23 protein-coding genes and 1 pseudogene are annotated in these 24,224 nt (G+C 49.4%); 6 read left to right on the forward strand and 18 right to left on the reverse strand.

Going from position 1 to position 24,224, the window contains the following annotated elements; genetic code table 11:
- Positions 1-70 precede the first annotated feature (70 nt).
- Positions 71-397: a thioredoxin TrxA gene (gene trxA, locus BZG78_RS03465; protein WP_021022211.1), complete on the reverse strand. Its 327-nt coding sequence runs from the start codon at positions 395-397 to the stop codon at positions 71-73.
- A gap of 112 nt (positions 398-509) precedes the next feature.
- Between trxA and rhlB the strand changes: the two genes are divergently transcribed.
- Together rhlB and gppA are read left to right on the forward strand one after the other, a co-directional pair.
- Positions 510-1,820, forward strand: coding sequence for an ATP-dependent RNA helicase RhlB (gene rhlB, locus BZG78_RS03470; RefSeq protein ID WP_077461864.1), 1,311 nt, complete (start codon positions 510-512; stop codon positions 1,818-1,820).
- A gap of 29 nt (positions 1,821-1,849) precedes the next feature.
- Entirely contained in the window at positions 1,850-3,382 is a 1,533-nt protein-coding gene (gppA, locus tag BZG78_RS03475) for a guanosine-5'-triphosphate,3'-diphosphate diphosphatase (protein ID WP_077660394.1), read from the forward strand.
- Between the two features lie 73 nt (positions 3,383-3,455).
- On the opposite strand, the gene prlC is transcribed toward gppA, so the two are convergent.
- Positions 3,456-5,498, reverse strand: a complete 2,043-nt coding sequence (prlC, locus tag BZG78_RS03480) for an oligopeptidase A (protein ID WP_077461862.1) — start codon at positions 5,496-5,498, stop codon at positions 3,456-3,458.
- A gap of 285 nt (positions 5,499-5,783) precedes the next feature.
- Here prlC and gorA point away from each other — a divergent pair, with 285 nt between their 5' ends.
- The gene (gorA, locus tag BZG78_RS03485; RefSeq protein WP_077660395.1) at positions 5,784-7,139 is read left to right on the forward strand and encodes a glutathione-disulfide reductase; all 1,356 of its coding nucleotides are present in this window, start codon (positions 5,784-5,786) and stop codon (positions 7,137-7,139) included.
- A gap of 316 nt (positions 7,140-7,455) precedes the next feature.
- Positions 7,456-7,848, forward strand: a complete 393-nt coding sequence (locus BZG78_RS03490; protein ID WP_077660396.1) for a hypothetical protein — start codon at positions 7,456-7,458, stop codon at positions 7,846-7,848.
- A 31-nt stretch (positions 7,849-7,879) separates the two neighbouring features.
- Here BZG78_RS03490 and BZG78_RS03495 read toward each other — a convergent pair whose 3' ends face one another.
- The 6 genes from BZG78_RS03495 to BZG78_RS03520 form a co-directional block, all read right to left on the reverse strand.
- On the reverse strand, positions 7,880-8,254 hold the full coding sequence (locus BZG78_RS03495) for a hypothetical protein (protein ID WP_199877158.1): 375 nt from the start codon (positions 8,252-8,254) through the stop codon (positions 7,880-7,882).
- Positions 8,255-8,279: 25 nt separating this feature from the next.
- Complete coding sequence (locus tag BZG78_RS03500; protein WP_077660397.1) at positions 8,280-8,894, reverse strand: RhiA; 615 nt, start codon at positions 8,892-8,894, stop codon at positions 8,280-8,282.
- Positions 8,895-9,061: 167 nt separating this feature from the next.
- On the reverse strand, positions 9,062-9,415 hold the full coding sequence (locus BZG78_RS03505; RefSeq protein WP_077660398.1) for an Hpt domain-containing protein: 354 nt from the start codon (positions 9,413-9,415) through the stop codon (positions 9,062-9,064).
- Positions 9,416-9,754: 339 nt separating this feature from the next.
- Positions 9,755-10,060: a hypothetical protein gene (locus BZG78_RS03510; RefSeq protein WP_077660399.1), complete on the reverse strand. Its 306-nt coding sequence runs from the start codon at positions 10,058-10,060 to the stop codon at positions 9,755-9,757.
- Complete coding sequence (locus BZG78_RS03515) at positions 10,061-10,840, reverse strand: class I SAM-dependent methyltransferase (RefSeq protein ID WP_077576397.1); 780 nt, start codon at positions 10,838-10,840, stop codon at positions 10,061-10,063. It abuts the gene before it with no gap.
- 35 nt (positions 10,841-10,875) lie between these two features.
- Positions 10,876-14,025 carry a bifunctional diguanylate cyclase/phosphodiesterase gene (locus BZG78_RS03520; RefSeq protein ID WP_242412978.1) on the reverse strand — a complete coding sequence of 1,050 codons (3,150 nt, stop codon included), beginning with the start codon at positions 14,023-14,025 and terminating at the stop codon, positions 10,876-10,878.
- A gap of 128 nt (positions 14,026-14,153) precedes the next feature.
- Here BZG78_RS03520 and asnC point away from each other — a divergent pair, with 128 nt between their 5' ends.
- Entirely contained in the window at positions 14,154-14,615 is a 462-nt protein-coding gene (asnC, locus tag BZG78_RS03525; RefSeq protein WP_021022202.1) for a transcriptional regulator AsnC, read from the forward strand.
- A 78-nt stretch (positions 14,616-14,693) separates the two neighbouring features.
- Here the strand turns inward: asnC and hemB are convergent, their stop codons facing one another.
- From hemB to rmuC, 9 genes and pseudogenes are all read right to left on the reverse strand, one after another.
- A complete protein-coding gene (gene hemB, locus BZG78_RS03530; protein WP_021022201.1) occupies positions 14,694-15,746 on the reverse strand; it encodes a porphobilinogen synthase in 1,053 nt (350 codons plus the stop codon).
- Between the two features lie 69 nt (positions 15,747-15,815).
- Positions 15,816-16,598, reverse strand: coding sequence for a TatD family hydrolase (locus BZG78_RS03535; RefSeq protein WP_077576398.1), 783 nt, complete (start codon positions 16,596-16,598; stop codon positions 15,816-15,818).
- On the reverse strand, positions 16,595-17,347 hold the full coding sequence (gene tatC / locus BZG78_RS03540; RefSeq protein ID WP_021022199.1) for a twin-arginine translocase subunit TatC: 753 nt from the start codon (positions 17,345-17,347) through the stop codon (positions 16,595-16,597). The genes BZG78_RS03535 and tatC overlap by 4 nt, the downstream gene beginning before the upstream one ends.
- A 39-nt stretch (positions 17,348-17,386) precedes the next feature.
- Entirely contained in the window at positions 17,387-17,767 is a 381-nt protein-coding gene (tatB, locus tag BZG78_RS03545; RefSeq protein WP_077660400.1) for a Sec-independent protein translocase protein TatB, read from the reverse strand.
- A 3-nt stretch (positions 17,768-17,770) separates the two neighbouring features.
- A complete protein-coding gene (gene tatA / locus BZG78_RS03550; RefSeq protein ID WP_021022197.1) occupies positions 17,771-18,016 on the reverse strand; it encodes a Sec-independent protein translocase subunit TatA in 246 nt (81 codons plus the stop codon).
- 53 nt (positions 18,017-18,069) lie between these two features.
- Positions 18,070-19,716 carry a ubiquinone biosynthesis regulatory protein kinase UbiB gene (gene ubiB / locus BZG78_RS03555; RefSeq protein ID WP_077660401.1) on the reverse strand — a complete coding sequence of 549 codons (1,647 nt, stop codon included), beginning with the start codon at positions 19,714-19,716 and terminating at the stop codon, positions 18,070-18,072.
- On the reverse strand, positions 19,713-20,327 hold the full coding sequence (locus BZG78_RS03560) for an SCP2 domain-containing protein (RefSeq protein ID WP_077461855.1): 615 nt from the start codon (positions 20,325-20,327) through the stop codon (positions 19,713-19,715). The genes ubiB and BZG78_RS03560 overlap by 4 nt, the downstream gene beginning before the upstream one ends.
- Before the next feature lie 9 nt (positions 20,328-20,336).
- On the reverse strand, positions 20,337-21,104 hold the full coding sequence (ubiE, locus tag BZG78_RS03565; protein WP_077461854.1) for a bifunctional demethylmenaquinone methyltransferase/2-methoxy-6-polyprenyl-1,4-benzoquinol methylase UbiE: 768 nt from the start codon (positions 21,102-21,104) through the stop codon (positions 20,337-20,339).
- Positions 21,105-21,179: 75 nt separating this feature from the next.
- Positions 21,180-22,553: pseudogene (gene rmuC / locus BZG78_RS03570) on the reverse strand (DNA recombination protein RmuC); the annotation flags it as partial.
- A gap of 295 nt (positions 22,554-22,848) precedes the next feature.
- Here rmuC and BZG78_RS03575 point away from each other — a divergent pair.
- Positions 22,849-23,754 carry a DMT family transporter gene (locus tag BZG78_RS03575; RefSeq protein ID WP_021022192.1) on the forward strand — a complete coding sequence of 302 codons (906 nt, stop codon included), beginning with the start codon at positions 22,849-22,851 and terminating at the stop codon, positions 23,752-23,754.
- Positions 23,755-23,837: 83 nt separating this feature from the next.
- Here the strand turns inward: BZG78_RS03575 and BZG78_RS03580 are convergent, their stop codons facing one another.
- Positions 23,838-24,131 (reverse strand): hypothetical protein, encoded by a 294-nt coding sequence (locus tag BZG78_RS03580; RefSeq protein WP_021022191.1) that lies wholly within the window; start codon positions 24,129-24,131, stop codon positions 23,838-23,840.
- Between the last annotated feature and the right edge of the window lie 93 nt (positions 24,132-24,224).

A 24,224-nucleotide genomic window follows, 5' to 3' on the forward strand; every position in this document is an offset into this window, starting at 1 on the left:
CCTAAATGGGGTATCGTCTAGTTGACAGAAAAACAACCGCCGCTGTGAGGCAGCGACGGTTACTTTAACATTACAGGTTAGCGTCAAGAAACTCTTTCAGTTGAGTTTTTGACACAGCACCAACTTTAGTTGCTGCCACGCTGCCATCTTTAAAGAGTAGCAGTGTTGGGATACCACGGATGCCGAACTTAGGCGGAGTACCTGCGTTCTGGTCAATGTTCAGTTTTCCGATGGTGACTTTACCTGCATACTCCTCGGCGATTTCGTCCAAAATCGGTGCAATCATTTTACATGGACCACACCATTCTGCCCAAAAATCAACCAAAACAGGTCCTGCAGCTTTTAGAACGTCTGCCTCAAAGCTGTCGTCGGTTAGCTGCATAATTTTGTCGCTCATCTTTTACTCCAATACATGTTTTAGTTACTGGCTAAATTGCGACCAGTAAATTATGGGACTATTTGACTGGATTCGCTTCCGTATTGCAAGCCTAAGCTGATATTCTATCCGGATGAAAATGACGCATATCACAGAGCAGAAATTTGCCGAGCTCGGCTTGCACGCCGATGTTCTTAAAGGCTTGGATGCCAAGGGGTTTACTGAATGTACTCCTATCCAGGCATTGGCATTGCCGGTCCTGCTCACCGGCCAAGACATTGCAGGGCAGGCGCAAACAGGGACAGGAAAGACCCTGGCGTTCCTCGCTGCGACGTTTCATCACCTCCTCACGACCGATGTCCCCGCATCGCGTAAACAAAATCAACCGCGGGCCATCATATTAGCTCCTACGCGTGAGTTGGCGATTCAGATCTATAACGATGCTGAACCGCTTTTGGCGAATACCTCAATCACCGCCGGTCTCGCGTATGGTGGTGAAGGTTACGATAAACAGCAACAAACGTTGGAACAAGGGGTTGATATATTAATCGGCACCTGTGGTCGTATCATCGACTTCCACAAAAAGAAAATTATCGACTTGCACAGCATTCAGGCAGTGGTGCTGGATGAAGCCGACCGTATGTTTGATTTGGGCTTTATCAAAGACATTCGCTTTTTGTTTAACCGTATGCCGGCCCCCAACCAGCGCTTAAACATGCTGTTTTCGGCGACCTTGTCCTATCGTGTACAAGAGCTGGCCTTTGAACACATGACTAACCCTGAACACGTGGTAGTGGAGCCAGAGCAAATTACTGGCCATCGCATCAAAGAAGAGTTGTTCCAGCCATCCAACAAAGAAAAAATGCCGCTGCTACAAACGCTCATTGAAGAAGAGTGGCCCGAGCGCGCCATCATCTTTGCCAATACCAAGCATCGCTGCGAATCCATTTGGGCCCATTTAGCCGCCGATAATCATCGCGTAGGTCTGCTCACTGGCGACGTCCCTCAGAAAAAGCGGGTTAAAATTTTAGAGCAGTTTACTAACGGCGAACTGGACCTGCTCGTTGCCACCGATGTGGCAGCACGTGGATTACATATTCCTTTGGTTACCCACGTTTTTAACTATGACCTTCCCGATGATGCGCAAGACTATGTCCATCGCATTGGCCGTACAGGACGAGCCGGCGCCAGTGGCAGCTCAATTAGCTTTGCCTGTGAAGAGTACGCGATAAACTTACCGGCGATTGAAGAGTACATTGAGCACAGTATTCCGGTCAGCGAATTTGATCGTAACGCGCTATTGAAGGATCTGCCGCCGCCAAAGAAAATGGCTAAACGCCCGAATACGCAGCGTCGTAGTAACAACAAGAGCGGCAGCAGCAATAATAAAGGCAGCAGCAACAACCGCAACCGGCAGCGCCGCCGTCCACAAAAGTCGGCATAACAGAAAAGAAACATAGGTCAGAGCGCATCATGAGTGGTCACGGAAATACAACATCAACACCGACGCTGTACGCCGCGATTGATTTAGGCTCCAACAGCTTTCATATGCTGGTGGTGCGCCAAGTGGCCGGCAGTGTTCAAACCCTTGCCAAAATAAAGCGAAAAGTACGTCTCGCCGCTGGGATGGATAACCAACAACAGCTCAGCGATGAAGCCATGCAACGCGGCTGGGATTGTTTGGCTCTGTTCGCCGAACGCTTGCAAGACTTTAACACGGACAATATTCGCGTGGTCGCGACCGCTGCGCTGCGCCGTGCCAGTAACGCTGATGCCTTTTTAGCCAAGGCAAATACTTTACTGGGTTACCCTATCGAGATTATCTCGGGCGAAGAAGAAGCGCGCACCATTTACCAAGGGGTGGCGCACACCTCAGGTGGCCCGGGTAAACGCTTGGTCGTCGATATTGGCGGGGCTAGCACCGAGCTGATTATCGGTGAGCAGTTTGAACCGACCTTGTTACAAAGCCTTAATATGGGATGTGTGACTTTTTTAGAAGACTACTTTGCCGATCGCGTCCTCAACCAAGCCGCTTTTGAGAAAGCGATCGCCGGTGCGAAAGCAGAGTTGACCCCATTGGTAGCTCAGTATCGCGAACTGGGGTGGGATTGTTGTGTTGGCGCCAGCGGCACGGTACAAGCGCTGCAAGAAATTATGGTGACCCAAGGGATGGATGAAGTGATCACCTTGGAAAAGCTTCACCGACTGCGCGATCAAGCGATTGCCTGCGGGCAAATGGACGCACTGGATATTGAGGGGTTAACGCTCGAGCGCGCCTTGGTTTTTCCAAGTGGTCTGTCCATCTTGATTGCCATTTTTGAGTGTTTAGAGGTTACTCGCATGACCCTCGCCGGCGGGGCGCTACGTGAAGGCTTGGTGTACGAAATGATGACCGCGATGCGTCACAGTGATATTCGTGCGCGCACCATAGCTAGCATCCAATCCCGTTATCAGCTTGATGAGGACCACGGGATCAATGTGGCTGCGACCGCACTTGAATTACTTCATCAATGTCCCGCGTCATGGATTCCAGAGCCGGAAGCCGGTAGCCTGCTCCATGCGGCAGCCTGCGTGCACGAAATTGGGTTGAGCATTGGCTTTAAACATGATGGCGACCATGCCGCATATTTAATTACTCATCTCGATTTACCTGGCTTTACCCGTGCACAAAAACAACTGGTTGCCACCTTGTTACGCTATTACCGTGAACAACTGGTATGCATTGATGGCCAACATGCCTTGTCCACCACCAGTGCCAACCGTCTCCTCCGACTACTACGCGTAGCTGTGATTTTATGCCATCGTCGCGACAGTCGCGTTCGGCCAATGATCGGACTCAATGCTGACGGCGACGCACTCACTTTGGCGTTAGATACCACACTGCTTGACGCTAGCCCACTGTTACGCGCGGAACTAGAGCAAGAGGCGCTGCGTCAATCAAGCCTTGGACAGCCACTCGTCGTGCACGCTCAAGACGCTCACGCTCTATCGCACACACACCTTTAGCAAAACAAAAGGCCCACACCTTGATGGTGTGAGCCTTTTTATCCTTGGCGCTGTCAATCAGCTCAGCGGGCAATTAAGCCGCTGCAATCCCACTATGACGCAATAACGCCTCAGGGCTTGGCTCGCGACCTCTAAAGCGAACAAACAAGTCTTTCGGTGCTTCACTGCCCCCGCGGCTAAGAATATGGTTTAAGAAGTCTTCACCGGTGTCACGGTTAAAGATCCCATCCTCTTCAAAACGCGAATAGGCATCACTCGAGAGTACTTCAGCCCATTTATAGCTGTAATAACCTGCACTATATCCGCCCGCAAAGATATGCCCAAAAGCATGCGGAAAGCGGTTCCATTCAGGCGTCGGCACCACTGAGACTTGCTCACGCACCGCATTTAGCGTTTCCATGATCCGCGGGCCCACATCCGGATCAAACTCGCTGAATAGACGGAAATCAAACAAACTAAACTCGAGCTGACGCAACATTCCCATGGCTGAGTTAAAGTTTTTCGCCGCGAGCATTTTTTCCAGCATGTCTTCAGGAAGCGCTTCTCCGGTTTGGTAATGCCCCGAAATAAAGCTCAGCGCCTCTTGCTCCCAGCACCAGTTTTCCAAAAACTGACTCGGCAACTCTACCGCATCCCAAGGCACACCATTAATGCCGGAGACATCAGCCACGTCGATTTGCGTCAGCATATGATGAATGCCATGACCAAATTCGTGGAACAGGGTGACCACTTCATCATGGGTAAACAACGCCGGATCGTCACCCACTGGCGGATTAAAGTTACAGGTTAAGTACGCCACCGGTGTTTGCAGTTCACCGTTCGCTTTGCGACGACGCACCCGGCATTCATCCATCCACGCGCCACCACGTTTATGCTCCCGCGCGTATAAGTCCAAATAGAAGCTGCCACGCAGCGTCCCTTGGCTGTCATGAATGTCATAAAAGCGCACACTTTCATGCCACGTGTCGATTCCTTTACGCTCGGTAATCGTCATACCGAACACACGTTTCATCACTTCGAACAAACCATTGAGCACTCGCGCTTCAGGGAAGTAAGGGCGGAGTGCCTCATCGGAGATGGTATAACGCGCTTGCTTGAGTTTCTCGCTGTAATACGGAATATCCCAAGGCTCAAGGGTATCGACGCCAAATTCTTGCTTGGCATACGCCTTCACTTCGGCAAACTCGCGTTCACCTTGAGGGCGGGCTTTGTCGACCAAATCATTCAAAAAGCCCATCACTTGGTCTGGTGTTTCTGCCATCTTGGTCGCCAACGACAGTTCGCTGTAGCTATTAAAGCCCAACAAACGTGCCAGTTCGTATTTTAAGCGCAACGACTCATTCATCAGCTCGGAATTATCCCACTGCCCCGCTTGCGGGCCGCGGTCAGAAGCACGCGTGGTAAAGGCTTCATACATTTGTTGACGTAGTGCACGATTATCGCAATACATCATCACAGGCAGGTACGAGGGGACATCCAGGGTAAATAAATAGCCTTGCTGCGATTTTGCCTCTGCTTGCGCTTTCGCCGCCTGGCGCGCGGACTCAGGCAAACCTGCGAGTTCACTCTCGTCAGAAATCAACTTGGTCCATCCCATGGTGGCATCAAGTATATTATTGCTAAATGAAGAGGAAAGCTCAGACAAACGCTTTTGAATGTCACCAAATCGGTGCTGCTGATCCACCGGCAAGGCAATGCCCGAGAGTTCAAAATCTTGCAGCGCATCGGTGATGGCTTTTTGCTGAGCAATCTCTAGGGTCTCAAATTCGGCGCTCTCTTTTATCGCTTTGTATGCTTGATACAAACCTTTGTGCTGCCCGCGCCATGTTGAATACTCAGATAATAACGATAAGCAGCTTTCATAGGCTTCACGTAATGGCTGGCTATTGACCACCGCATTCATATGGCTGACCGGTGACCAGATCCGGCCTAGCCGATCTTCGGCCTCAGTCACCGGTACGCAAACAGTGGTCCAGTTAGCTTGGTCAGTGCCTGCAGCGGCATCGACAGCTTGGCGACAGTCAGCAATAGCGGCTTCCACTGCCGGCTTAACATGCTCAGGCTTAATCGCCGAAAACGGAGGTAAATCCTCAAATTGAAGTAGCGGGTTGGACATAGTGCCTTCCTTTTTGCTGATAAGGTGCTCACGAAGCGAGCCCTAGGAATATATAAACAATACGGTGTATATGCCGTCTCGAGGGGGACTTTTCAATCCTTTGGACTCAAGCAAGTTGTATTGCGAGCGTTACAAAATGATTCTGAGACTGCTGCCTCACTGCCGGTTTGGTATGCTAATACTCAGAAGGTCAGAGTGGGTGGCTTTACAAGCGCCACCAAACAGGACAAGCTGACCTCGACATAAAAGCCAGTGGCACCCTGTGCCTATAAGATGGAGAAAGACATGGCGAAGCATTTCGACTATATCTGTATCGGTGGCGGTAGTGGCGGTATTGCCTCTGCCAACCGTGCCGCGATGCACGGTGCTAAAGTCGCCCTTATTGAAGCAAAACACCTAGGCGGCACCTGCGTCAACGTAGGGTGTGTGCCAAAAAAAGTGATGTGGCATGGCGCCCAAGTCGCAGAAGCGCTTAACCTCTACGCGTCAGACTACGGTTTTGATGTGGATGTGAAAGGCTTTAACTGGTCAACACTGGTTAATAACCGTGAAGCCTATATCGGCCGCATCCATAAGGCCTACGACAATGTTTTAGATAAAAACAACATCGATGTCATCCGTGGGTTTGCGCGCTTTGTCGACAACAACACGGTTGAGGTTGATGGTGAGCATTACACCGCCGATAACTTCTTAATTGCGGTCGGTGGCACGCCCACTGTTCCAACAATTCCGGGCGCTGAACTTGGCATCGATTCTGATGGCTTCTTTGCTCTCCCCGAGCAGCCTAAGCGGGTGGCTGTTGTCGGTGCCGGCTATATCGCGGTGGAGATTGCAGGCGTGTTACATGCGCTCGGCTCTGACACCCACTTGTTTGTGCGTAAAGACCGTCCACTACGGACATTCGATCCTATGGTGACAGATACCTTGGTCGAGGTAATGGAAAAAGAGGGGCCAACCCTTCATACCCAGCATGTTCCGGTTTCCGTTACCAAAGAGAACGATGGCAGCCTGACGCTATCATTTGAAAACGGCACCACCCACAATACAGACACCTTGATTTGGGCAATTGGCCGTCACCCCACCACAGATAAAATCAACCTGGGTGCGACGGATGTTCAAACCACGGCAGATGGCTACATCAAAGTCGACCCATACCAAACCACCAGCGTGCCACATATTCACTGTGTCGGCGATATCATGGATGGCGGCATTGAGCTCACCCCTGTTGCGGTGAAGGCGGGACGTTTATTATCAGAGCGCCTATTTAACGGCCAGACACATGCCAAAATGGACTATGAGTTGGTGCCAACCGTGGTATTTAGCCACCCGCCAATCGGCACCATTGGCTTGAATGAGCCAGAAGCACGCGCCAAGTATGGCGATGACAATATAAAAGTCTACACGTCCAGCTTTGCGGCCATGTACACCGCTGTTACTCAGCACCGTCAACCCTGCAAAATGAAGCTGGTGTGTGTTGGCGATGAAGAAAAAGTGGTGGGCCTGCACGGGATCGGCTTTACGGTCGACGAGATGATTCAAGGCTTTGCGGTGGCGATGAAAATGGGCGCCACTAAGGCAGACTTTGATAGCGTGGTTGCGATTCACCCAACCGGGTCAGAAGAATTTGTTACCATGCGCTAAGCAAATTCTTATTTACGATAAACCGCGCTTTCTGGTGCGGTTTATCGCTTTCAATTCGACCAAAAAGCGCAACTTTCCGCACTCTTTCGAAAATCACTTCTTCATACCTAAGCGCAATACTCCTTGTGCAATACTCCTTGAAAGACTTCCTTATGCAATCGCTCGCCAAGAGCTGATGTGATGACCCAGTCTCGGAAGAGATTCTTCATCTATAAAACGTGTTTCTGAACTTAGTCAGTGCAGTCACCCAGACGGGTAGTCTACTAAAGAGATACACCAGTTGGCTTAGCGATGTATATGAAAAGGATATTAAATCATGCATACCCTCTCTTATAATAACGCATGCTCTCTTAAGGATATTGACGTAAACAGACTACCTTTACAGCTTCAAGAGTTTATTCATTTAATTGGTATCGAAGAAGCATATAGGCTAGTACAATCCTACGGTGGCCGCGCAAAATACATACCTAAACACCCAGAGCGTTCATCGCTGTCTTTATTACTCAACGTCCAATCGCTTAAATCACTGAGTCAAGAAATGGGTGGGCTTACAATAGATATACCAGTCGTTGACCATATCGAAAGACAAATCAGAAACCAGCAAATTGCTCGCTATGTAAAGAAAGGAGAATCTCGCTCAGAAATTGCGAAGCGATTTAATATCGGCATTCGACAAGTGACAAATATAAAAAAAGAGCTCTCGCTATAAAAGAGGACCGCATATGCGGTCCTTTTTCTATTTAGAGGTTGATCTTTGCTTTGTACTTAAAATCACCTTCAGTTTGGCCATAATACACTAGTTTGTACGACGAAGAGCTAGCGTGCTCACCCATAGCAATAATGTACTGAACATCTTGATGTTGATAGTAAAAAAGACTCACACTTTTCTGCCCATTCCCAGAGGAGGCATGCAGCACAGCATGTCCCCCAAAGGTATAGTTGCCCGTTGCCTTACCTTTCCCATCAACTACGTCATTCAGACTTTGCTTCATGTTTGCGACACAGTTGGCTTCTAAATACTCAGCGAGATCACTCTCTGCTTCCGGTTGGCTAAAAGGACCACGTTGATCTTCATTACCAGATGAAGATTTTCCACTCAAGATATAGATTGACATAGAGATCTCTCCTTAACTGAGATAACTATTGTTCTGCCGTTTGAATAGACCAGGTATTATCCGGTTTCAACGTCGCAACCATGTCATAAACATTAGGCTCGAATTTAATTTCTACAGCATTGGTGATCTCTTCGATATCAAGAATCTCACCTTGTTGGTAATTACCAAAAACAATCCAATAAGTTGGGTGCGGTTCAAATTCCAGATGAAGATTAGGCTGTGCGGGTTTCACAAAGGTACCTGCATTACTCATACCGATACCGACAGCTGCCTGCTTCATAGGAACATTAGCGCTTTCGTCGATATAAAGTGAGCCAGCCTTTCCACTAAATGACGGATTACCAAACAGATAACCACCATTGTAATCTAACTCGATGGTATTGGATTTTTCTAAGTCAGCCGTCACTTCTTGACCGCCTTCAAAAATCACCCCAGGTTTAACTTCACCAGTGTCAGACCACACAAAGGAATAATCAATGTTCCATTTAAAGGTTTCATGAACAGCCGGATTAACAAACTTACTGAACCAAGCCAAAGAAAAAACATTTAAGGCTTTTTGATCAGGAACGGTTTGGAAAATGGCAACATTACCTTCATTTGCTGAGTTATTAATGAATTTAACGCTATATTGCTGAGACATAATATTTCTCCATTGATAACGAACACGGTATTGTGCTCAGGAGAAATAGTGCAATATTTTTAGAAAACGAATAACAGGGAATGCATTCACTAGGAATAAAAAGAGTCGCTGATAAGGCCACTCTTTTTAAGAAGCGAATAGTGATTGATGCTAAAAGCTTTTCATGATTAACACGTTAGCTGCGCACAGAAGCGGGCCAAGCCTTCTTTAAGACTCGCCAGTGCCGCCGTGGCTTGATCGGCTTCTCCTTGCTTGGCCGCTTGCTCTAGTGTCAACGCGTTCTGATACAGCTCTAGTGCGGCCAAATTACTGGCACTGCCTTTCATTTTATGCGCTTCACGGACTAAATCGGCGTAATTAGCCTCCGCTAACTGCCTTTCCATCATCGGAAGCTGTTGCTCGCTTTCTTCAACAAAAATACGGCAGGCTTCGTCAAGAAGCGCCGGACTGTCCATTAACCGACTTAACGCTTCTTCTTTATCCCAAACCGATAGGTCGGCCTTTCCTTGATTGACACTCATGTTGGATCCTTTGTACTGATAGACCTATGCGCCACATGGGCTTTTTGAATGCTTTGTAGTCATCTTGTTTCTAGCTGTTACTAAGGTTAACCAGCTGCGTTTACCCTGTTGAGATAGTGGTTAAACTCAGGTCCAATCATGCTCGCTTTTCCCCCAAATCATAACAACAGAAGTGAGTGCAAATCATGATGGATATGTTGCCTTGGCTAATCGTTTCCGGTCTGATTGTTTCAGTCATCACCGGACTATTAACCGTATTGATGGTAAAAGGTCTCGATTAAGTCTGAAAGACTCCATGGTACGCCATGGAGTTTTTGCTTGTCCGCTGTTTATATTGATTTAGGGTTTATCCGACTTAGCCTTCTTTCTGGCCTTTTTATCCGCTTTACCCTTTTTGTCTTTCTTGGCTGCTTTTTGTTTGGCTTTTTTAGCTTTTTTAGCTTTTTTAGCGGCGTGATCAGACGCTTTCTTCGCTTTCTTTTCTTCACCACTCACTAGCGAAATAGGACGACAGACGTAGCCTTTTTCACTCGCGACCCGCGCACATTTACTACAAGCCACGCGTGGCGGTGTGGTGATGATTGCCAAGGAGGATAGGTTAGCTTCAACCTCGCCTCGGCGCCATTTACATAAAGCTTTGGCCACTTACGCCTCCGCGCCTAACGCTGCGTTAATGTACATATCAAAACGGTTTTTCTTGGTGGTGATGGTCGAATGCGGTGGTCTATCCGCTAACGGCGTCGCATAATCCGGCCGCTTAACCACCACGCGACTGCGTGCCAGTTGAAGTGCGGGCAGCAATAAGGCATCTGCATCGCTATCTGCCCCCACTAAAGATTGAAAAACGCGCATCTCTTTTTTCACCAAGGCGGCTTTTTTCTTGTGGGGATACATGGGATCAAGGTAAATCACATCAGGTCGCACCAAACCTGGCATGTTTGCCATGTCAGTCAGTGCTTGCTCACTATTGGCATGCAATAACGTCATCCGTGATTGCATCCATGCACCAATATCGGGGTCCTGATAGGCTCGCTGTAAGCCATCATCAAGCAAGGCGGCAACAACCGGATGCCTTTCTATCATTTGCACGGAGCAGCCTAAAGACGCCAATACGAACGCATCGCGCCCCAGTCCAGCGGTGGCATCGAGTACGCGCGGGGTGATCCCCTTATTGAGCCCAACCGCTTTCGCTATCGCTTGTCCTTTCCCCCCGCCAAATTTACGACGGTGGGCGACCGCACCGCTCACAAAGTCAACAAACACTGCCCCTAATTTAGGTTCATCGCGCTTGCGTAGTTCAAGATGCGTTTGTGTCATTACCAGAGCAAACGATGAATCAGGATCGTGAGTGAGTGACCACTTCGACTTTAGCCTTTCAAATTCTTCGTCTTTTTCAAGAGCGTCACAAATCAAACTGAGTTGCACATCGGATCTCCACAGCTGGGGCTGGTCCGATTATATCAGAGATGGTTTTTTTCCTTCACTGTCTCACGACTGGGACGCCACTTTTTTACCTGATCGCTCAACGGCGCCGGGATACTAAAGTGATAACCTTGGGCATAGTCGATGCCAAGCGCTTTGACTCTGTCCAAGATAGCTGCGTTTTCAACAAATTCAGCCACGGTTTGTTTTCCCATTTGCTTAGCTAAATCATGAATGGCTTTCACCATGGCATAGTCGGTTTCATCAGTCTCAATATCGCGGATAAACTGTCCGTCAATTTTTATAATATCGACCGGTAAACGCTTCAGATAGCCAAACGAAGAAATGCCGGCACCAAAATCGTCTAAGGCGATGGTACAGCCCAGTGCTTTAAGCTGAGAAAACAGATCGATCGCACTGCTCATATTACTGATCGCCGCGGTTTCCGTGATCTCCAGGCAGAGGCACTCGCTGGGAACCTGGGTCTGTTTAATGGCATCAAGGAGAAAAGCAACGAACGCGCTTTGGGTAATCGACCGGCCCGATAGATTAATCGATACCTTGCCCAACTTCGCAATTTGCTCGGGATTCGCATCAAACCAGGCAAGCGTTTTGGTTACCACCACCGTATCCAGTTGATGCGCCATGCTGTAGCGTTCGGCGGCAGGAATAAACATACTAGGAGGTAACCAACCGCCTTTGGTGTCGCGCATTCTGACCAGTGCTTCAATGTAGAGCGTGTCTTGCTCATCTGATTGGATATCCACAATTTGTTGTGCATAGATGTCAAAGCGGTCATGCGCGATCGCCTCATGAATATGGCTGACATAAGCCATTTCTTGCTCTCGGCGTTGCAGCTCTTCATCATCGGGGTGATAAATGTGGAGTCGATTGCGGCCTTCATCTTTAGCGGCATAACACGCTGTGTCTGCTTGGGCATGAACTTGTTGAGGCGAACCCGCGGTACGGTCAAGCAGACGAATCCCCAACGAGCACGCTAAGCGCATCCGGCTGCCATGCCAGAAGAACTCACTGTCAGCAAGCACCGCCAGCAAAGATCTTCCCCAGTTCACTGACTGCTCCGCGGCGTGATGATACGCGATAACGCCAAACTCATCACCACCTAAGCGTGAGAGTACCGCCCCTTCCGGCAAGTGCTGACGGATAATCTGAGCCACTTGTTTTAACGCCTCATCCCCCGCTTCATGGCCCGCGGTATCATTAATTAATTTAAACTGGTCCATATCGATATAGAACATCGCATGGCACTCATCATCTTCTCGAGCTTGTAATAATGCCGCGGCCAGTTTTTGTTCAAAGTAGCTACGGTTGTAGAGACCGGTCAAATAGTCATGATGCGCTTGATAGGTCAGCTGGTTTTCCATTTCTCGGTGCGCGGTAATATCTTCACCCACGACCATTAGCTGGGTTTGATTGTGCATAGCGCGGATGGTTTCTCGAACCCATAAGGTGTGTCCATTGCCGGCTCGATACGGAATCTCACGGCGCCAGACTTGCTCTTGGTTATGCTGATCCCGTTTAATCATCCGATGGGGTGGCGCCTGGTCGCTCACATACAGCTCAGTGATTTTATGGCCCAGTAAGCACGATTTTTCATGGCCGAATAAATCTGCGGCGTATTGGTTCAGTGACTGGATGCGCGCCTGGTAGTCCACCGTTAACAAAATAACGGGTTGTTGCTCATAGAGCATGCGATATTCAATTTCGCTGCGCTGTAGCTTCTCTTCAGTTTGTTTGCGTTGGGTGACATCTCGCGCTTCAAGTAATACGCGTGGCTGGCCTCGTTCACCGGGAAAGCTTTTCACTGCCACGTCCAAGATCACTTCACGGTGGGCTTCGCTTAAACATAATTCAAACCGCTTTGGCTGGGTGGTTCCAATCTGTTTTAGGTGTTGCTCCAAACTTGCCGGATTACGCCAAATTGGCCACAGCCATAAAGGACGCTCTCCATACGCCTGCCTGTCGGTGATCAGCTGATAAAAGCTGGTGTTGCCTGAAACGACGATGCCATTTTGATCCAACAACGCGATCAGTTGATTACTTTGATCAAACACCCCTTTGAGCATCGCCCGGTGACGCATCAACGATGCCTCACTGCGTCGAAGCTGACGAATATTCGCGGCTAGCATGACAATCACGCTGCCCAGTACCAAAACAGCCAAGGCGACCGCTTGCACAGCCACCGGATGAGTTTGCCATATTGGTTCGGGTTGATTGGTGATCGTCACATCATCAAACGCGCTAATATCTAACTGCCAGCGCTTGAGTGCCGGGTAATCAAACATGGTGATATTGGTCCCATCACGTTCGGCGGGTAGCTGACCACTCAAGGTCTTAAGAAGGAGCTTCCCTTGATGGTAGCCTTGATTTTTACCATCTATCACCACGCCGCCGACCACACCCTGACCGAGCATAAAACTCATGGCACCATAGATGGGCACGGGCGTATTGTGAGTGAGCGTTCGGATACCACTGAGTTTATCGAGAAATTGTCCGTTGCTATCCCTAAAATAGGAAAGATAAAACACGGCCTCACCGTCATGCATGGCTTGAATTCTATCGCGTAGTCCCGAAAAGGTGAGACCAGAAAGGCGCACGACGTCGATGCCAGAATCACCGTTTCTGGCCAGTTGCGCTTGCACGACATTCCAGTATTGACGACTCGAGAAGGTATTATCGAGCAACACATAAACGCGCTCTAAACCAGGGTGCAACCGCTTCATTAACGCCAAGTTGCGCGGTAGATCCACTTCCTCTTTGACGCCGGTTAGCTTAGGGAGCAACGGATAATGCTGGCGACCAAAGTTATTCAGGCCCGCGTAAACAACTGGCGTTTCACCGACATATTCATGCAACTGATGGATTAACCAAAGTGCGGCATTATCCGTGGTTAAGATCGCATCGAATTGATGGTTCCCGAGCTTTTGGATATAGAGTTTTTTGAGTTGCTCTCGATACGCCTCTGACTGATAACGTTTAATTTCTAGATAAGTATGTTGAAACGCAATGTCTTCTCCCGCGGTGGCAGTATCGAGTCCTTCGACCAGAGCTTGGTTCCAAAAGAAGTTGGGATGATAGGAATGCACCACCAGCACGTTTTTTTGTGCGGCGCTCACACTCAATGCTACCCAGAACAGTAAACCGCCTAAAAGGTATTTGATCCCCACATCTACTTCCTGTTGGTTGATTGGTATCGCACTAAACAACGCGATACCCTACATTAGGTGTTAACCGAACGGTCAAGCAATCGTGTTAACGAAAAACAAGACCTCGCTATAACAAAAAGACGAAAACAATGAACGAATTGCCGAAACTGGATGACCTCGATCGTCGAATTCTTTCTACCTTACTGGATGATGCACGCGTTCCTTACGCAGAAATGGCAAAGCGATTTAATGTCAGTCCTGCCACCGTGCACGTTCGTGTCGAAAAGATGAAAGCCGCTGGCATTATCGAAGGCACCGAGATATTGGTAAATACTAAAAAGCTCGGCTATGACGTGTGCTGCTTTATTGGTATCAATCTGAAAGCGGCGCGCGATTACCACTCCGCGCTAGAAAAGCTGAACCAACTCGATGAGGTGGTCGAAGCTTACTATACGACAGGGGCCTATAACATCTTCGTGAAGCTGATGTGTCGCTCTATCGAGGAGTTACAGTTTGTATTGATTGATAAACTGCAGGCCATCGATGAGGTCCAATCGACAGAGACACTGATCTCACTACAGAACCCGATTAACCGCAATGTTATCCCTTGAATTTTGTGGGGTAATTCATGCCCTTACTAAAAAAACGCCCCTGCCAATGGCAAGGGCGTAGAGACACTGTGTGGTCATTTAGCCGACGGTATCTTCCGGCCGCGGTGGTAATGGCGCGCCCGCGTCTTCGGCTAACCACTCGGCAACTTGCTTGGCAAAGTAGGTTAAAATGCCATCCGCACCCGCTCGCTTAAAGCACAGAAGTGATTCCATTACCGTTTCCCGCTCTTTCAGCCAACCGTTATCAAACGCTACTTTATGCATGGCATACTCACCAGACACTTGGTAGGCAAACGTTGGCACATTGAGCTCACTTTTCACTCGGCGCACCACGTCCAAATACGGCATTCCAGGCTTCACCATCACGGTATCGGCACCTTCAGCAATGTCCATTGCAACCTCATGGAGGGCTTCGTCACTATTGGCCGGATCCATTTGGTAGTTGGCTTTGTTACCGCCTTTAAGGTTAGCTGCTGAACCAAGTGCATCACGGAAAGGCCCGTAGTAGTTGGAAGCATACTTGGCTGAATATGCCATGATTTGGGTATTAATATAGCCGTTTGCTTCCAACGCTTCGCGAATACGTCCAATTCGCCCGTCCATCATATCCGACGGGGCGACAATATCGACACCAGCTTCGGCATGAGACAGGGCTTGCTTGATCAGTACCTCAGTGGTTGGCTCATTCATTACATAGCCGTCGTCGTCGATAATACCGTCTTGACCATGAATGGTATAAGGGTCAAGCGCCACATCAGTAATCACGCCCATTTGTGGCACATGCTCTTTGAGCAGGCGCACAGCACGAGGCACTAACCCTTCCGGGTTAAAGGCTTCCGATGCACAGAGCGTTTTAGCATCTTTGGGGATCACCGGAAACAGGGCGATCGCGGGCACTCCCAATTTGGCAAGGTAGTCCGCTTCATGTAACAGCAAGTCGATAGACAGTCGTTCAATACCTGGCATTGAAGCCACTGGCTCGCGACGGTTTTTGCCCATCAGGACGAAGACCGGATAAATTAAATCATTGGCAGAGAGTGTATGTTCTGCCACCAAACGGCGGCTAAAGTCAGTTTTGCGTGTACGACGCAGGCGTCGTGCAGGAAAGGCGCTTTGAATGGATACGGCCACGGTATCCTCCTTAATGTTGCAGACCTGGGCTTTGGGGCAGCGTACTGCCTCGCTATCGCTATGCACCCCTCACTGTATCGAGAAACAGCGCTGGGTATTTTTTATTGTACAATCAATAATTTGTTCAACAGGCTGTTGGCGAAGTTGCGCCACCGCCTGTGCAATATGCGGTAAATACTTGGGCTCATTACGGCTACGTTTGGGCCGCGGGCGCAGATCGCGCGGCTGCAAATACGGGGCATCCGTTTCAATCATCAAGCGATCATCGGGCAGCCAGCTTACCTGTTGCTGAAGCTGCTGTCCGCGCCGTTCGTCGCAGAGCCAACCGGTGACACCTATGTATAACCCGGCATCCAAGCAATCTCGCAGTGCCTGATCCTCACCGGTAAAACAGTGCAGTACCGCCGCCGGCAACTTGTCTAACCAAGGACGCAATATCGCCAGCCAACGGTCATGAGCCTCCCGACAATGCATAAATACCGGCATTGACTGCTCAGCGGCTAATGCGAGTTGCGCCTCAAAGACCGCTTCTTGTTGCGGGCGCGGCGAAAAGTCACGGTTAAAGTCGAGGCCACATTCCCCTATCGCCACCACCTCGGCGCGCTGCGCCAGTTGCCGAATCATGGTTAAATTGGCTGGATCGACAGATTTGGCATCGTGCGGATGCACCCCGGCAGTGGCATAGGCGTAGCCAGGGTACCGCGCCGCTAAATCCGCCGCTGCTTGGCTTTCTTCAACGTTGGTGCCGGTAAAAATCATCCCAGAGACGCCGGCTTGCTGCGCATGAGCAACAACCTCGTCTCTGTCTTTATCAAATCGTGAGCTGGTGAGATTGACACCAATATCAATCATTCATTGGCCTCTTCAGATGCCGATGCGTCGCGCGGGACATAAAAACGTGACAGCAACACACCCAGCTCGAACAGCAAACACATAGGAATGGCGAGCAAGGTTTGCGAAATCATATCGGGCGGGGTCAACATCATGCCAACGACAAAGGCCGCCACCACGACATACGGACGCTTGCTGGTCAAGCTTTTCGCGGTTGTCGCGCCCGTCCAGACCAGCAGTATAATCGCAATAGGGATTTCAAAAGCAATACCAAATGCTAGAAATAAAGCCAAAATGAAATCGAGATAACTGGCAATATCCGTTGCCACCTGTACCCCTTCTGGCGCAATCGAGGTAAAAAAGCCAAACACCAAGGGCAATACCACCCAGTAGGCAAACGCCACGCCCGCATAAAACAACAACGAGCTCGATACCAAAAGCGGCATCACCAAGCGCTGCTCATGCTTATACAGGCCAGGGGCAACAAAGGCCCAAATTTGGTAAAGCACCACGGGGATGGCAACAAACACCGAGATAACCAGCGTCAGTTTGATGGGGGTGAAAAAGGGCGACGCCACATCGGTGGCAATCATGCTCGCCCCTTCAGGCAGCTTGTCAATCAGTGGCTGAGCGACCAAGCTATAAATGTCGTTGGCAAAATATACTAACCCGGCAAAGACCACTAAGATGGCAACGATGGCGCGAAGCAGGCGGTTACGGAGCTCCATCAGATGACTGATGAGTGGCTGAGAATCGTTTACAGAAGACATAGTGGTTTTTTCATCAGAGACATAAGGCGTCGCTCGTTATCACTTATCGGTCGACGAGGTGGACGAGGGACTGGTGGCCGTGTCCGCACTCTCGGTATCACGCGCTGCAGTGGTTGATGTTGGCGAAGACGCATAAGGATGCTGCACATCGGCGGCTCGCTGTCGCAGCGTCTCCACCGATTCTTGCAGTTCAGGGGAGAGATTTTTCATCCCTGCTTGCTCGGCTTTGTGCAAATTATCTTGCAACTCTTTGATCTTGAGCTCTTGCTCGAGCTCGTCACGGACCGAACCTGCCATACGCTTGGCCGCGCCCACCCAACGTGACACATTACGTATCGCAATGGGCAGCCGCTCTGGGCCAAGCACCACAAGGCCAATGACGGCAATCAGTACCAGCTCCCAGAAACCAATATCAAACACGGCTTATACCTGCTCTTTGTCTTTTTGCGTTTTTTCGCTTTTCGACGGTTCAGCACGCTCATTAAGCGACGTTGGCTCGAAGTCAGCATCTTGATCAGCGCGCTTACCCTCGTCATCATGCATCGCTTTTTTGAACCCTTTTACCGCAGAGCCCAAATCACCACCCATATTGCGTAACTTCTTGGTGCCAAACAATAACACCACGATGACTGCAATGATCAGCAGCTGCCAAATACTAATTCCACCCATACCGGTTCCCTTTATTCCGCTTGGTTAATGTTATGTGCGCAGCAGTGTAACTGCTATTTGTTACAGGTTTTATTACAAAGTCGCCAGCCACACAACCAGAAAACGATCGCCCCCACTGTCGCAACACTCGGTAGTGTATCGATCCGGTTGGCATACAAGATAGTCGCAGTCAGTAGTAAGGTGGCACCAATACCCAGTAGATATGTGGCGCGCGAGTGGCGCTGTTTGGTCTGTAAATAGCTTTGATAGTAGGTGTCTAACCGCTGATTGACTTGCCGCCCCTGGCGGAGGCCATCGTAGATTAGCTCGGGGATTTCTGGCAGCTTTTCGGCCCAAAACGGTGCCTTCTCTTTGACCGCCGCCCATACCGCTTGCGGTCCGACTTGCTGTTTCATCCACGACTCTAAAAACGGCTTTGCTGTGGTCCACAAATCAAGTTGCGGATAAAGCTGACGTCCAAGCCCTTCAATATAGAGCAATGTTTTTTGCAGTAAGACCAGCTGTGGCTGCACTTCCATATTAAAGCGGCGCGCGGTGTTGAAGAGGTTTAATAACACATTACCGAACGAAATTTCACACAGCGGCTTTTCGAAAATCGGCTCGCACACGGTACGAATAGCAAATTCGAAATCGTCGACATTGGTGTCATGCGGCACCCAACCTGAATCGACATGAAGCTCAGCGACCTTGCGGTAATCACGGTTAAAGAAGGCAATAAAGTTTTCCGCTAGATAGCGTTTATCATCGCGGTTTAACGTACCAACAATACCGCAATCAAGCCCAATCCACTGCGGGTCGTGCGGGTGTTCATACGACACAAATACGTTGCCTGGGTGCATGTCCGCATGGAAAAAACTATCGCGGAAGACCTGGGTGAAAAAGACTTCAACCCCCCGCTCGGCGAGCAGCTTCATATCTGTACCGTTCGCCTCAAGCGCGTCGATATCTGACACTTGAATACCGTAAATGCGCTCAGACACCATCACGTCTTTGCGGCAATAGTCACTAAACACTTCGGGCACATACAAGGCTTGATCGTTTTCAAAGTTGCGACGCAATTGAATGGTATTCGCCGCTTCGCGCATTAAATCCAGTTCATCAAGCAAGGTTTTTTCATATTCGCGAATCACTTCTACCGGCTTTAAGCGACGTGCATCAGGGAGAAAACGCGCCACCAGCCGTGCCACGCGATACATCAGACGCAAGTCGGCCTGAATAACCGGCAAGATATCGGGACGGATCACCTTAATCACCACTTCACGGCCATTTTCTTTTAATGTCGCGGTGTGGACTTGTGCGATGGATGCAGAGGCTAATGGGTTGGGCTCAAAATCACTGAACCAAGTTTCCAGAGGCCCACCCAGTGACGCTTCAATTTGCGTTTTTGCTTTGTGGCCATCAAAGGGTGCGACTTTATCTTGCAACTGGGCGAGTTCATTGGCGATATGAGCAGGAAAAAGATCGCGGCGGGTCGACATCATTTGCCCAAGCTTTACCCATACCGGCCCCAAACTTTGCATCGCTAAACGCAAGCGCTCACCCACAGGCTTGTCTGGGTGTTGGTTTTTAAGCCAAAACAGCGATTTACGCCCAAGATGGGCGAGTCGAGTCAGCGGTTGCCTGGGTAGTAGGGCATCAACACCGTACAATAACAAAGTACGAATAATAAAATACAGGCGACGAATCTCACTGAGTGTCATGCGGACTCCATCCGTTCTACTAACTGCTTAACCTTGGCTTCCAACCGCGCCGCGTCACTGCGCAATTCATCCACTTGATCACTGTATGCCGCCACTTCTAACGGCCCCGGCGCCAAGCGCCACTCTTCGGTGATCACTTCCCCAGCATAGCGCTGCTGACGCTGAGCCAGTTGTTGTAATTGCTGCCAACGCTGCTGTGCCTGACTGACGAGGGTATGGGCAACCACATCTCCGGTATAAGGCGATAACCATTCGGCGACATCAAACTGAATGCCGCTCAACAATTGAGAAAACTGCTGGGCCACGTCCATATCACCATCAAGTGTCAGCTTATCGGCTTTTATTAACGCAGTAAGATTGGCTTTTTGCTGCAACTGCGGCAACGCAGAAAGCGAGAGGGATAGTGCACAATCAAGCTCTCCCTCGTAATGGCTCAGTACATCGATCTGCTGGCCAAAAACAAAGACCCACTGTCGATTATATTCTTGCAGCGTGACGCCAATACTGCGCCCTTTTAGTCGCGCTAAACGGCGCTGGCTATCTGCATCTTTATTAATCACGCCATTTAAGGCGGTCTCGAGTCCTGCACACACGAGTGAGTCAAACGCCATACCGGCTCCTTAAAATTTATACCCACGGTGCAGCGCGACAATGCCACCGGTGAGATTATAATAGCTGGCTTGTTCAAAGCCGGCTTGTTCCATCATGCCTTTCAAGGTTTCTTGATCAGGGTGCATACGAATTGATTCAGCAAGATAACGATAGCTATCTGGATCATTGACAATGAGCTGCCCCATCTTAGGTAAAATGTGGAACGAATAGGCGTCGTATACTTTCGATAACGGCTTCGCCACCGGTTTAGAAAACTCTAGGACCAGAAGGCGCCCTCCCGGTTTGAGTACACGAAACATCGAGCGCAGCGCCGCATCTTTATCGGTGACATTACGAAGCCCAAACGCGATGGTAATACAGTCAAAGTGATCGTCAGGAAAAGGTAGCTGCTCGGCATTCGCCTGCACATAGCTCACGTTGCCAACAATACCCTTATCGCGCAACTTATCGCGACCCACTTTCAGCATCGAGTTATTGATATCCGCGAGTACCACCTCACCTTGCTCACCGACGATGCGAGAAAACTTGGCGGTCAGATCACCGGTGCCGCCGGCTAAATCCAACACTTTTTGTCCGGGGCGTACACCACTACAGTCAATGGTGAAGCGCTTCCATACCCGATGAATGCCCATCGACATCACATCATTCATCAGATCATATTTAGCGGCGACCGAATGAAATACATCAGCCACGAGGCTTTCTTTTTCTTGGCGTTTGACTTTCTGGTAGCCAAAATCAATCGTTTCTTGGTCCTGGTGCGAATTTTTCTCTGTCATTGTATTCCCCTAACATATTGGCTCCAGTTTACTTTATCGCCCATCCGGACTCCAAGCGCGCAACCCAGTTTATTCTCATTCTTGCGTGGTGGTGCCTGGGTCCGTCTGCATGACATTGACCGACTCTCCCGGTCCAGGTTCCGTGGCCACACTGGCCAGCGCCGGACTTATATCGCGTTTAACCTCGACACCTAGGGCTTTAAAACTCTCCGCTTGGCGCAAGATATTGCCGCGCCCTTGGCTAAGTTTGTTCATCGCTCCTTGATAACTGTCACTGGCTTTACCCAGCGCGCTGCCCAGCCCTTCCATATCGCTAACAAAAAGTCGCACCTTGTCATAAAGCTTGCTAGCCTTCTCGGCGATTTGTTTGGCGTTTTGATTTTGATATTCATAGCGCCATAAATTATTGATTGTTCTGAGAGCCACTAACAAGGTGGTCGGGCTCACTAGCATGATGTTGTTGTCCATGGCGTCCCGAATCAGACTGGCATCCGCCTCAACCGCGACTTGAAAAGCCGGCTCAACAGGAATAAACATCAGTACGTAATCCAGTGAGCGTACTCCATGGAGTTGATGATAATCTTTGCGACCCAAACCACGAATATGCTGACGAATTGCCTGGACATGCTCTTTAAGCGCGGCATCTTGTTCGGCCAGTGTCTCAGCGTTGTAATAGCGTTCATACGCGACCAAGGCCATTTTGGCATCAACGACGACATCTTTTTCTTGTGGCAACTTAACCACCACATCCGGCTGATAGCGCTTGCCCTGTTCATTTTCAAAGCTGACTTGGGTTTGGTACTCACGCCCCTCTCGCAAGCCAGACTCTTCTAAAATGCGCGCGAGGACCACTTCGCCCCAATTACCTTGTTGCTTATTATCGCCTTTTAGCGCCTGAGTCAGGTTATGGGCCTCACGGGTCATGTCCGCGTTTAATAGTTGTAGATTTTTGATTTCATGAATCAAGGTATGGCGCTCTTTGGCTTGCTCGCCAAAGCTGTCGGTCACCTGCTTCTTAAATCCTTCCAACTGCGATTTAAGCGGTCCAAGCAGGCTTTCTAAGCTCATTTTATTTTGCTCATCGACCGAGTGGACTTTTTGCTCAAATACTTGATTGGCAAGTTGCTCAAACTGGGTGCGTAATCGCTCCTCCGCGTTTTCTAGCAGTGCGTGTTTTTCCTTCGCCGCGTTTAACTGCTGCTCGGCGCTGGCTTTAACTTCTCGCAACTCTGCCAACAGTTCAGACTTTTCCTCACGTACGGAGTCTAATTTGTCGCTTAAGTCGTGATTATGCTGACGCAGTTGCTCCTGTTGCCTGAGTTTCTCGCTCGCAGAGGTTAACTTGCCATAATACTGGCGTAATTCCTGGGTTAGGCGGTCTCGCTCGACATCCAAACTATCTAACTCGTGTTGCTGTTGTTCGAGTTGCTGCTGCAGTTGTTGGTGTTGCATGTCAGCACTGGCTTGTTGCTGCGCATATTGCGTTTCATACCATTGCTGGTATTGCGCAATAACACGTCGGTGTAGGCCATAACCGAGTCCAAGGGCACTGACAGCGCCAAAACAAAACGTGAGAATAGGTAAAGCGGAAAATGACAAGCCATCAAGCATAAAACGTTCTCTATTGTGCGGTCATTAGTGTCAGCAAAGGCTAATGGGATACTGGATAGATGTCCAGTCTATCTCAGTCAGTTTCAATGGCGTAGACTGCCTGGAACGACAGGCATCTTTGCAAGGAGGCAACATGCATAACGAACGGAAGGCACTGATCTTTGCCTTGTCTGCTGTACTGCTATGGTCAACGGTTGCAACCGCATTCAAAATCACCCTGAGCTACATGACACCGATTCAAATGCTGGCAGCGGCCAGCTTGGTGTCAGTGGTGATTTTAACCGTTATTGCTGCTGTGCAAGGAAAGCTTCACGCGCTGTGGCCGACCTTTCGGCGTCAACCCGGTTACTATTGCGTGTTGGGGATGATTAATCCATTCATTTACTACTTGGTGCTTTTTAAAGCTTACGATCTGTTGCCCGCTTCATTAGCCCAGCCTTTAAATTACAGCTGGGCTATCACTCTGACATTAATGGCGGCATTGTTTTTAGGCCAAACGATTCGTCGTCAAGATTGGATTGCGGCGGCGTTGGGCTATTTTGGCGTGGTTGTGATCGCTACCAAAGGCCAGCTTTTATCGCTCCAGTTCGATAGCCCGCTTGGCATTGGTTTGGCGTTACTCTCAACGTTATTGTGGGCAGGTTTTTGGGTCCTTAATACTAAAAATCGCGCTGATCCTGTGCTCGGCATTTTACTCTGTTTTATTCTGTCACTGCCTGTATCTTTGCTATTGGCTGGATTAACAAGCACTTGGGAAGGGATCCCTTGGCAAGGATGGTTGGCAGTCGGTTATGTCGGGCTATTCGAAATGGGAATAACCTTTATGCTGTGGCTGAGCGCGATGAAATATACCCAGAACACCTCTCGGATCAGTAATCTGATTTTTATTTCGCCTTTTATCTCCTTGGTGTTACTGGCCACCATTATTGGCGAGACAATTCATATCAGTACCTTGGTTGGGCTAAGTTTTATTGTAGTGGGGTTACTGATCCAACAGCGTACCCCGAAAAAGCGCAAACAACCTGCCGCGAGCGCGTAATCTGTATTGCTTAAGGGTCGCCAATGCCGCTCACAATGATCGGCGCCCGTTGCACGGCGCCCGTTACACGGCGTCAATCGGCATTAACCCATCTTACGCTGGATCATATATTGGTATAGCTCGTCAGCCGACAGGCCATCTTGCTCCAAACCTTGGGTGATTTCCTCGATACGCTCAGCACGACGATCTTCAATCACGTGATTAAATTGATAAACCAGCTCGCGTAAATATTTGAGCGGCACTTGATGGGCGGCGCTACGGACACGCTCTTCACTTTGGCTGCCTAGCTCTACCAATAATTTACCAAACATGATTTTTTCCGGCGATTCCTCAAGTTGTTCAAGGACGCGCGCCATTTCGATTGTCGATAATGACATAGTGTATAACTGACCTTTGGATATAAAACGAAAAGGAATGAGCGTTAATTCGATTTGCTTAGTAAATATACTCTGAACCACGCACGTTTAGCA

Source organism: Salinivibrio sp. MA351, assembly GCF_001996065.1.
Lineage (GTDB): Bacteria > Pseudomonadota > Gammaproteobacteria > Enterobacterales > Vibrionaceae > Salinivibrio > Salinivibrio costicola.

What these genes read in the sequence shown, in the direction of transcription:
- ubiB (WP_077660401.1), bottom strand. Translation starts at nt 19,716, where the DNA reads ATGACACTCAGTGAGATTCGTCGCCTGTATTTTATTATTCGTACTTTG.
- BZG78_RS03580 (WP_021022191.1), bottom strand. Translation starts at nt 24,131, where the DNA reads ATGTCATTATCGACAATCGAAATGGCGCGCGTCCTTGAACAACTTGAG.
- trxA (WP_021022211.1), bottom strand. Translation starts at nt 397, where the DNA reads ATGAGCGACAAAATTATGCAGCTAACCGACGACAGCTTTGAGGCAGAC.
- ubiE (WP_077461854.1), bottom strand. Translation starts at nt 21,104, where the DNA reads ATGACAGAGAAAAATTCGCACCAGGACCAAGAAACGATTGATTTTGGC.
- prlC (WP_077461862.1), bottom strand. Translation starts at nt 5,498, where the DNA reads ATGTCCAACCCGCTACTTCAATTTGAGGATTTACCTCCGTTTTCGGCG.
- gppA (WP_077660394.1), top strand. Translation starts at nt 1,850, where the DNA reads ATGAGTGGTCACGGAAATACAACATCAACACCGACGCTGTACGCCGCG.
- rhlB (WP_077461864.1), top strand. Translation starts at nt 510, where the DNA reads ATGAAAATGACGCATATCACAGAGCAGAAATTTGCCGAGCTCGGCTTG.
- BZG78_RS03560 (WP_077461855.1), bottom strand. Translation starts at nt 20,327, where the DNA reads ATGGCGTTTGACTCACTCGTGTGTGCAGGACTCGAGACCGCCTTAAAT.
- BZG78_RS03500 (WP_077660397.1), bottom strand. Translation starts at nt 8,894, where the DNA reads ATGTCTCAGCAATATAGCGTTAAATTCATTAATAACTCAGCAAATGAA.
- BZG78_RS03495 (WP_199877158.1), bottom strand. Translation starts at nt 8,254, where the DNA reads ATGTCAATCTATATCTTGAGTGGAAAATCTTCATCTGGTAATGAAGAT.
- asnC (WP_021022202.1), top strand. Translation starts at nt 14,154, where the DNA reads ATGAACGAATTGCCGAAACTGGATGACCTCGATCGTCGAATTCTTTCT.
- BZG78_RS03505 (WP_077660398.1), bottom strand. Translation starts at nt 9,415, where the DNA reads ATGAGTGTCAATCAAGGAAAGGCCGACCTATCGGTTTGGGATAAAGAA.
- tatA (WP_021022197.1), bottom strand. Translation starts at nt 18,016, where the DNA reads ATGGGTGGAATTAGTATTTGGCAGCTGCTGATCATTGCAGTCATCGTG.
- tatC (WP_021022199.1), bottom strand. Translation starts at nt 17,347, where the DNA reads ATGTCTTCTGTAAACGATTCTCAGCCACTCATCAGTCATCTGATGGAG.
- gorA (WP_077660395.1), top strand. Translation starts at nt 5,784, where the DNA reads ATGGCGAAGCATTTCGACTATATCTGTATCGGTGGCGGTAGTGGCGGT.
- BZG78_RS03535 (WP_077576398.1), bottom strand. Translation starts at nt 16,598, where the DNA reads ATGATTGATATTGGTGTCAATCTCACCAGCTCACGATTTGATAAAGAC.
- BZG78_RS03575 (WP_021022192.1), top strand. Translation starts at nt 22,849, where the DNA reads ATGCATAACGAACGGAAGGCACTGATCTTTGCCTTGTCTGCTGTACTG.
- BZG78_RS03490 (WP_077660396.1), top strand. Translation starts at nt 7,456, where the DNA reads ATGCATACCCTCTCTTATAATAACGCATGCTCTCTTAAGGATATTGAC.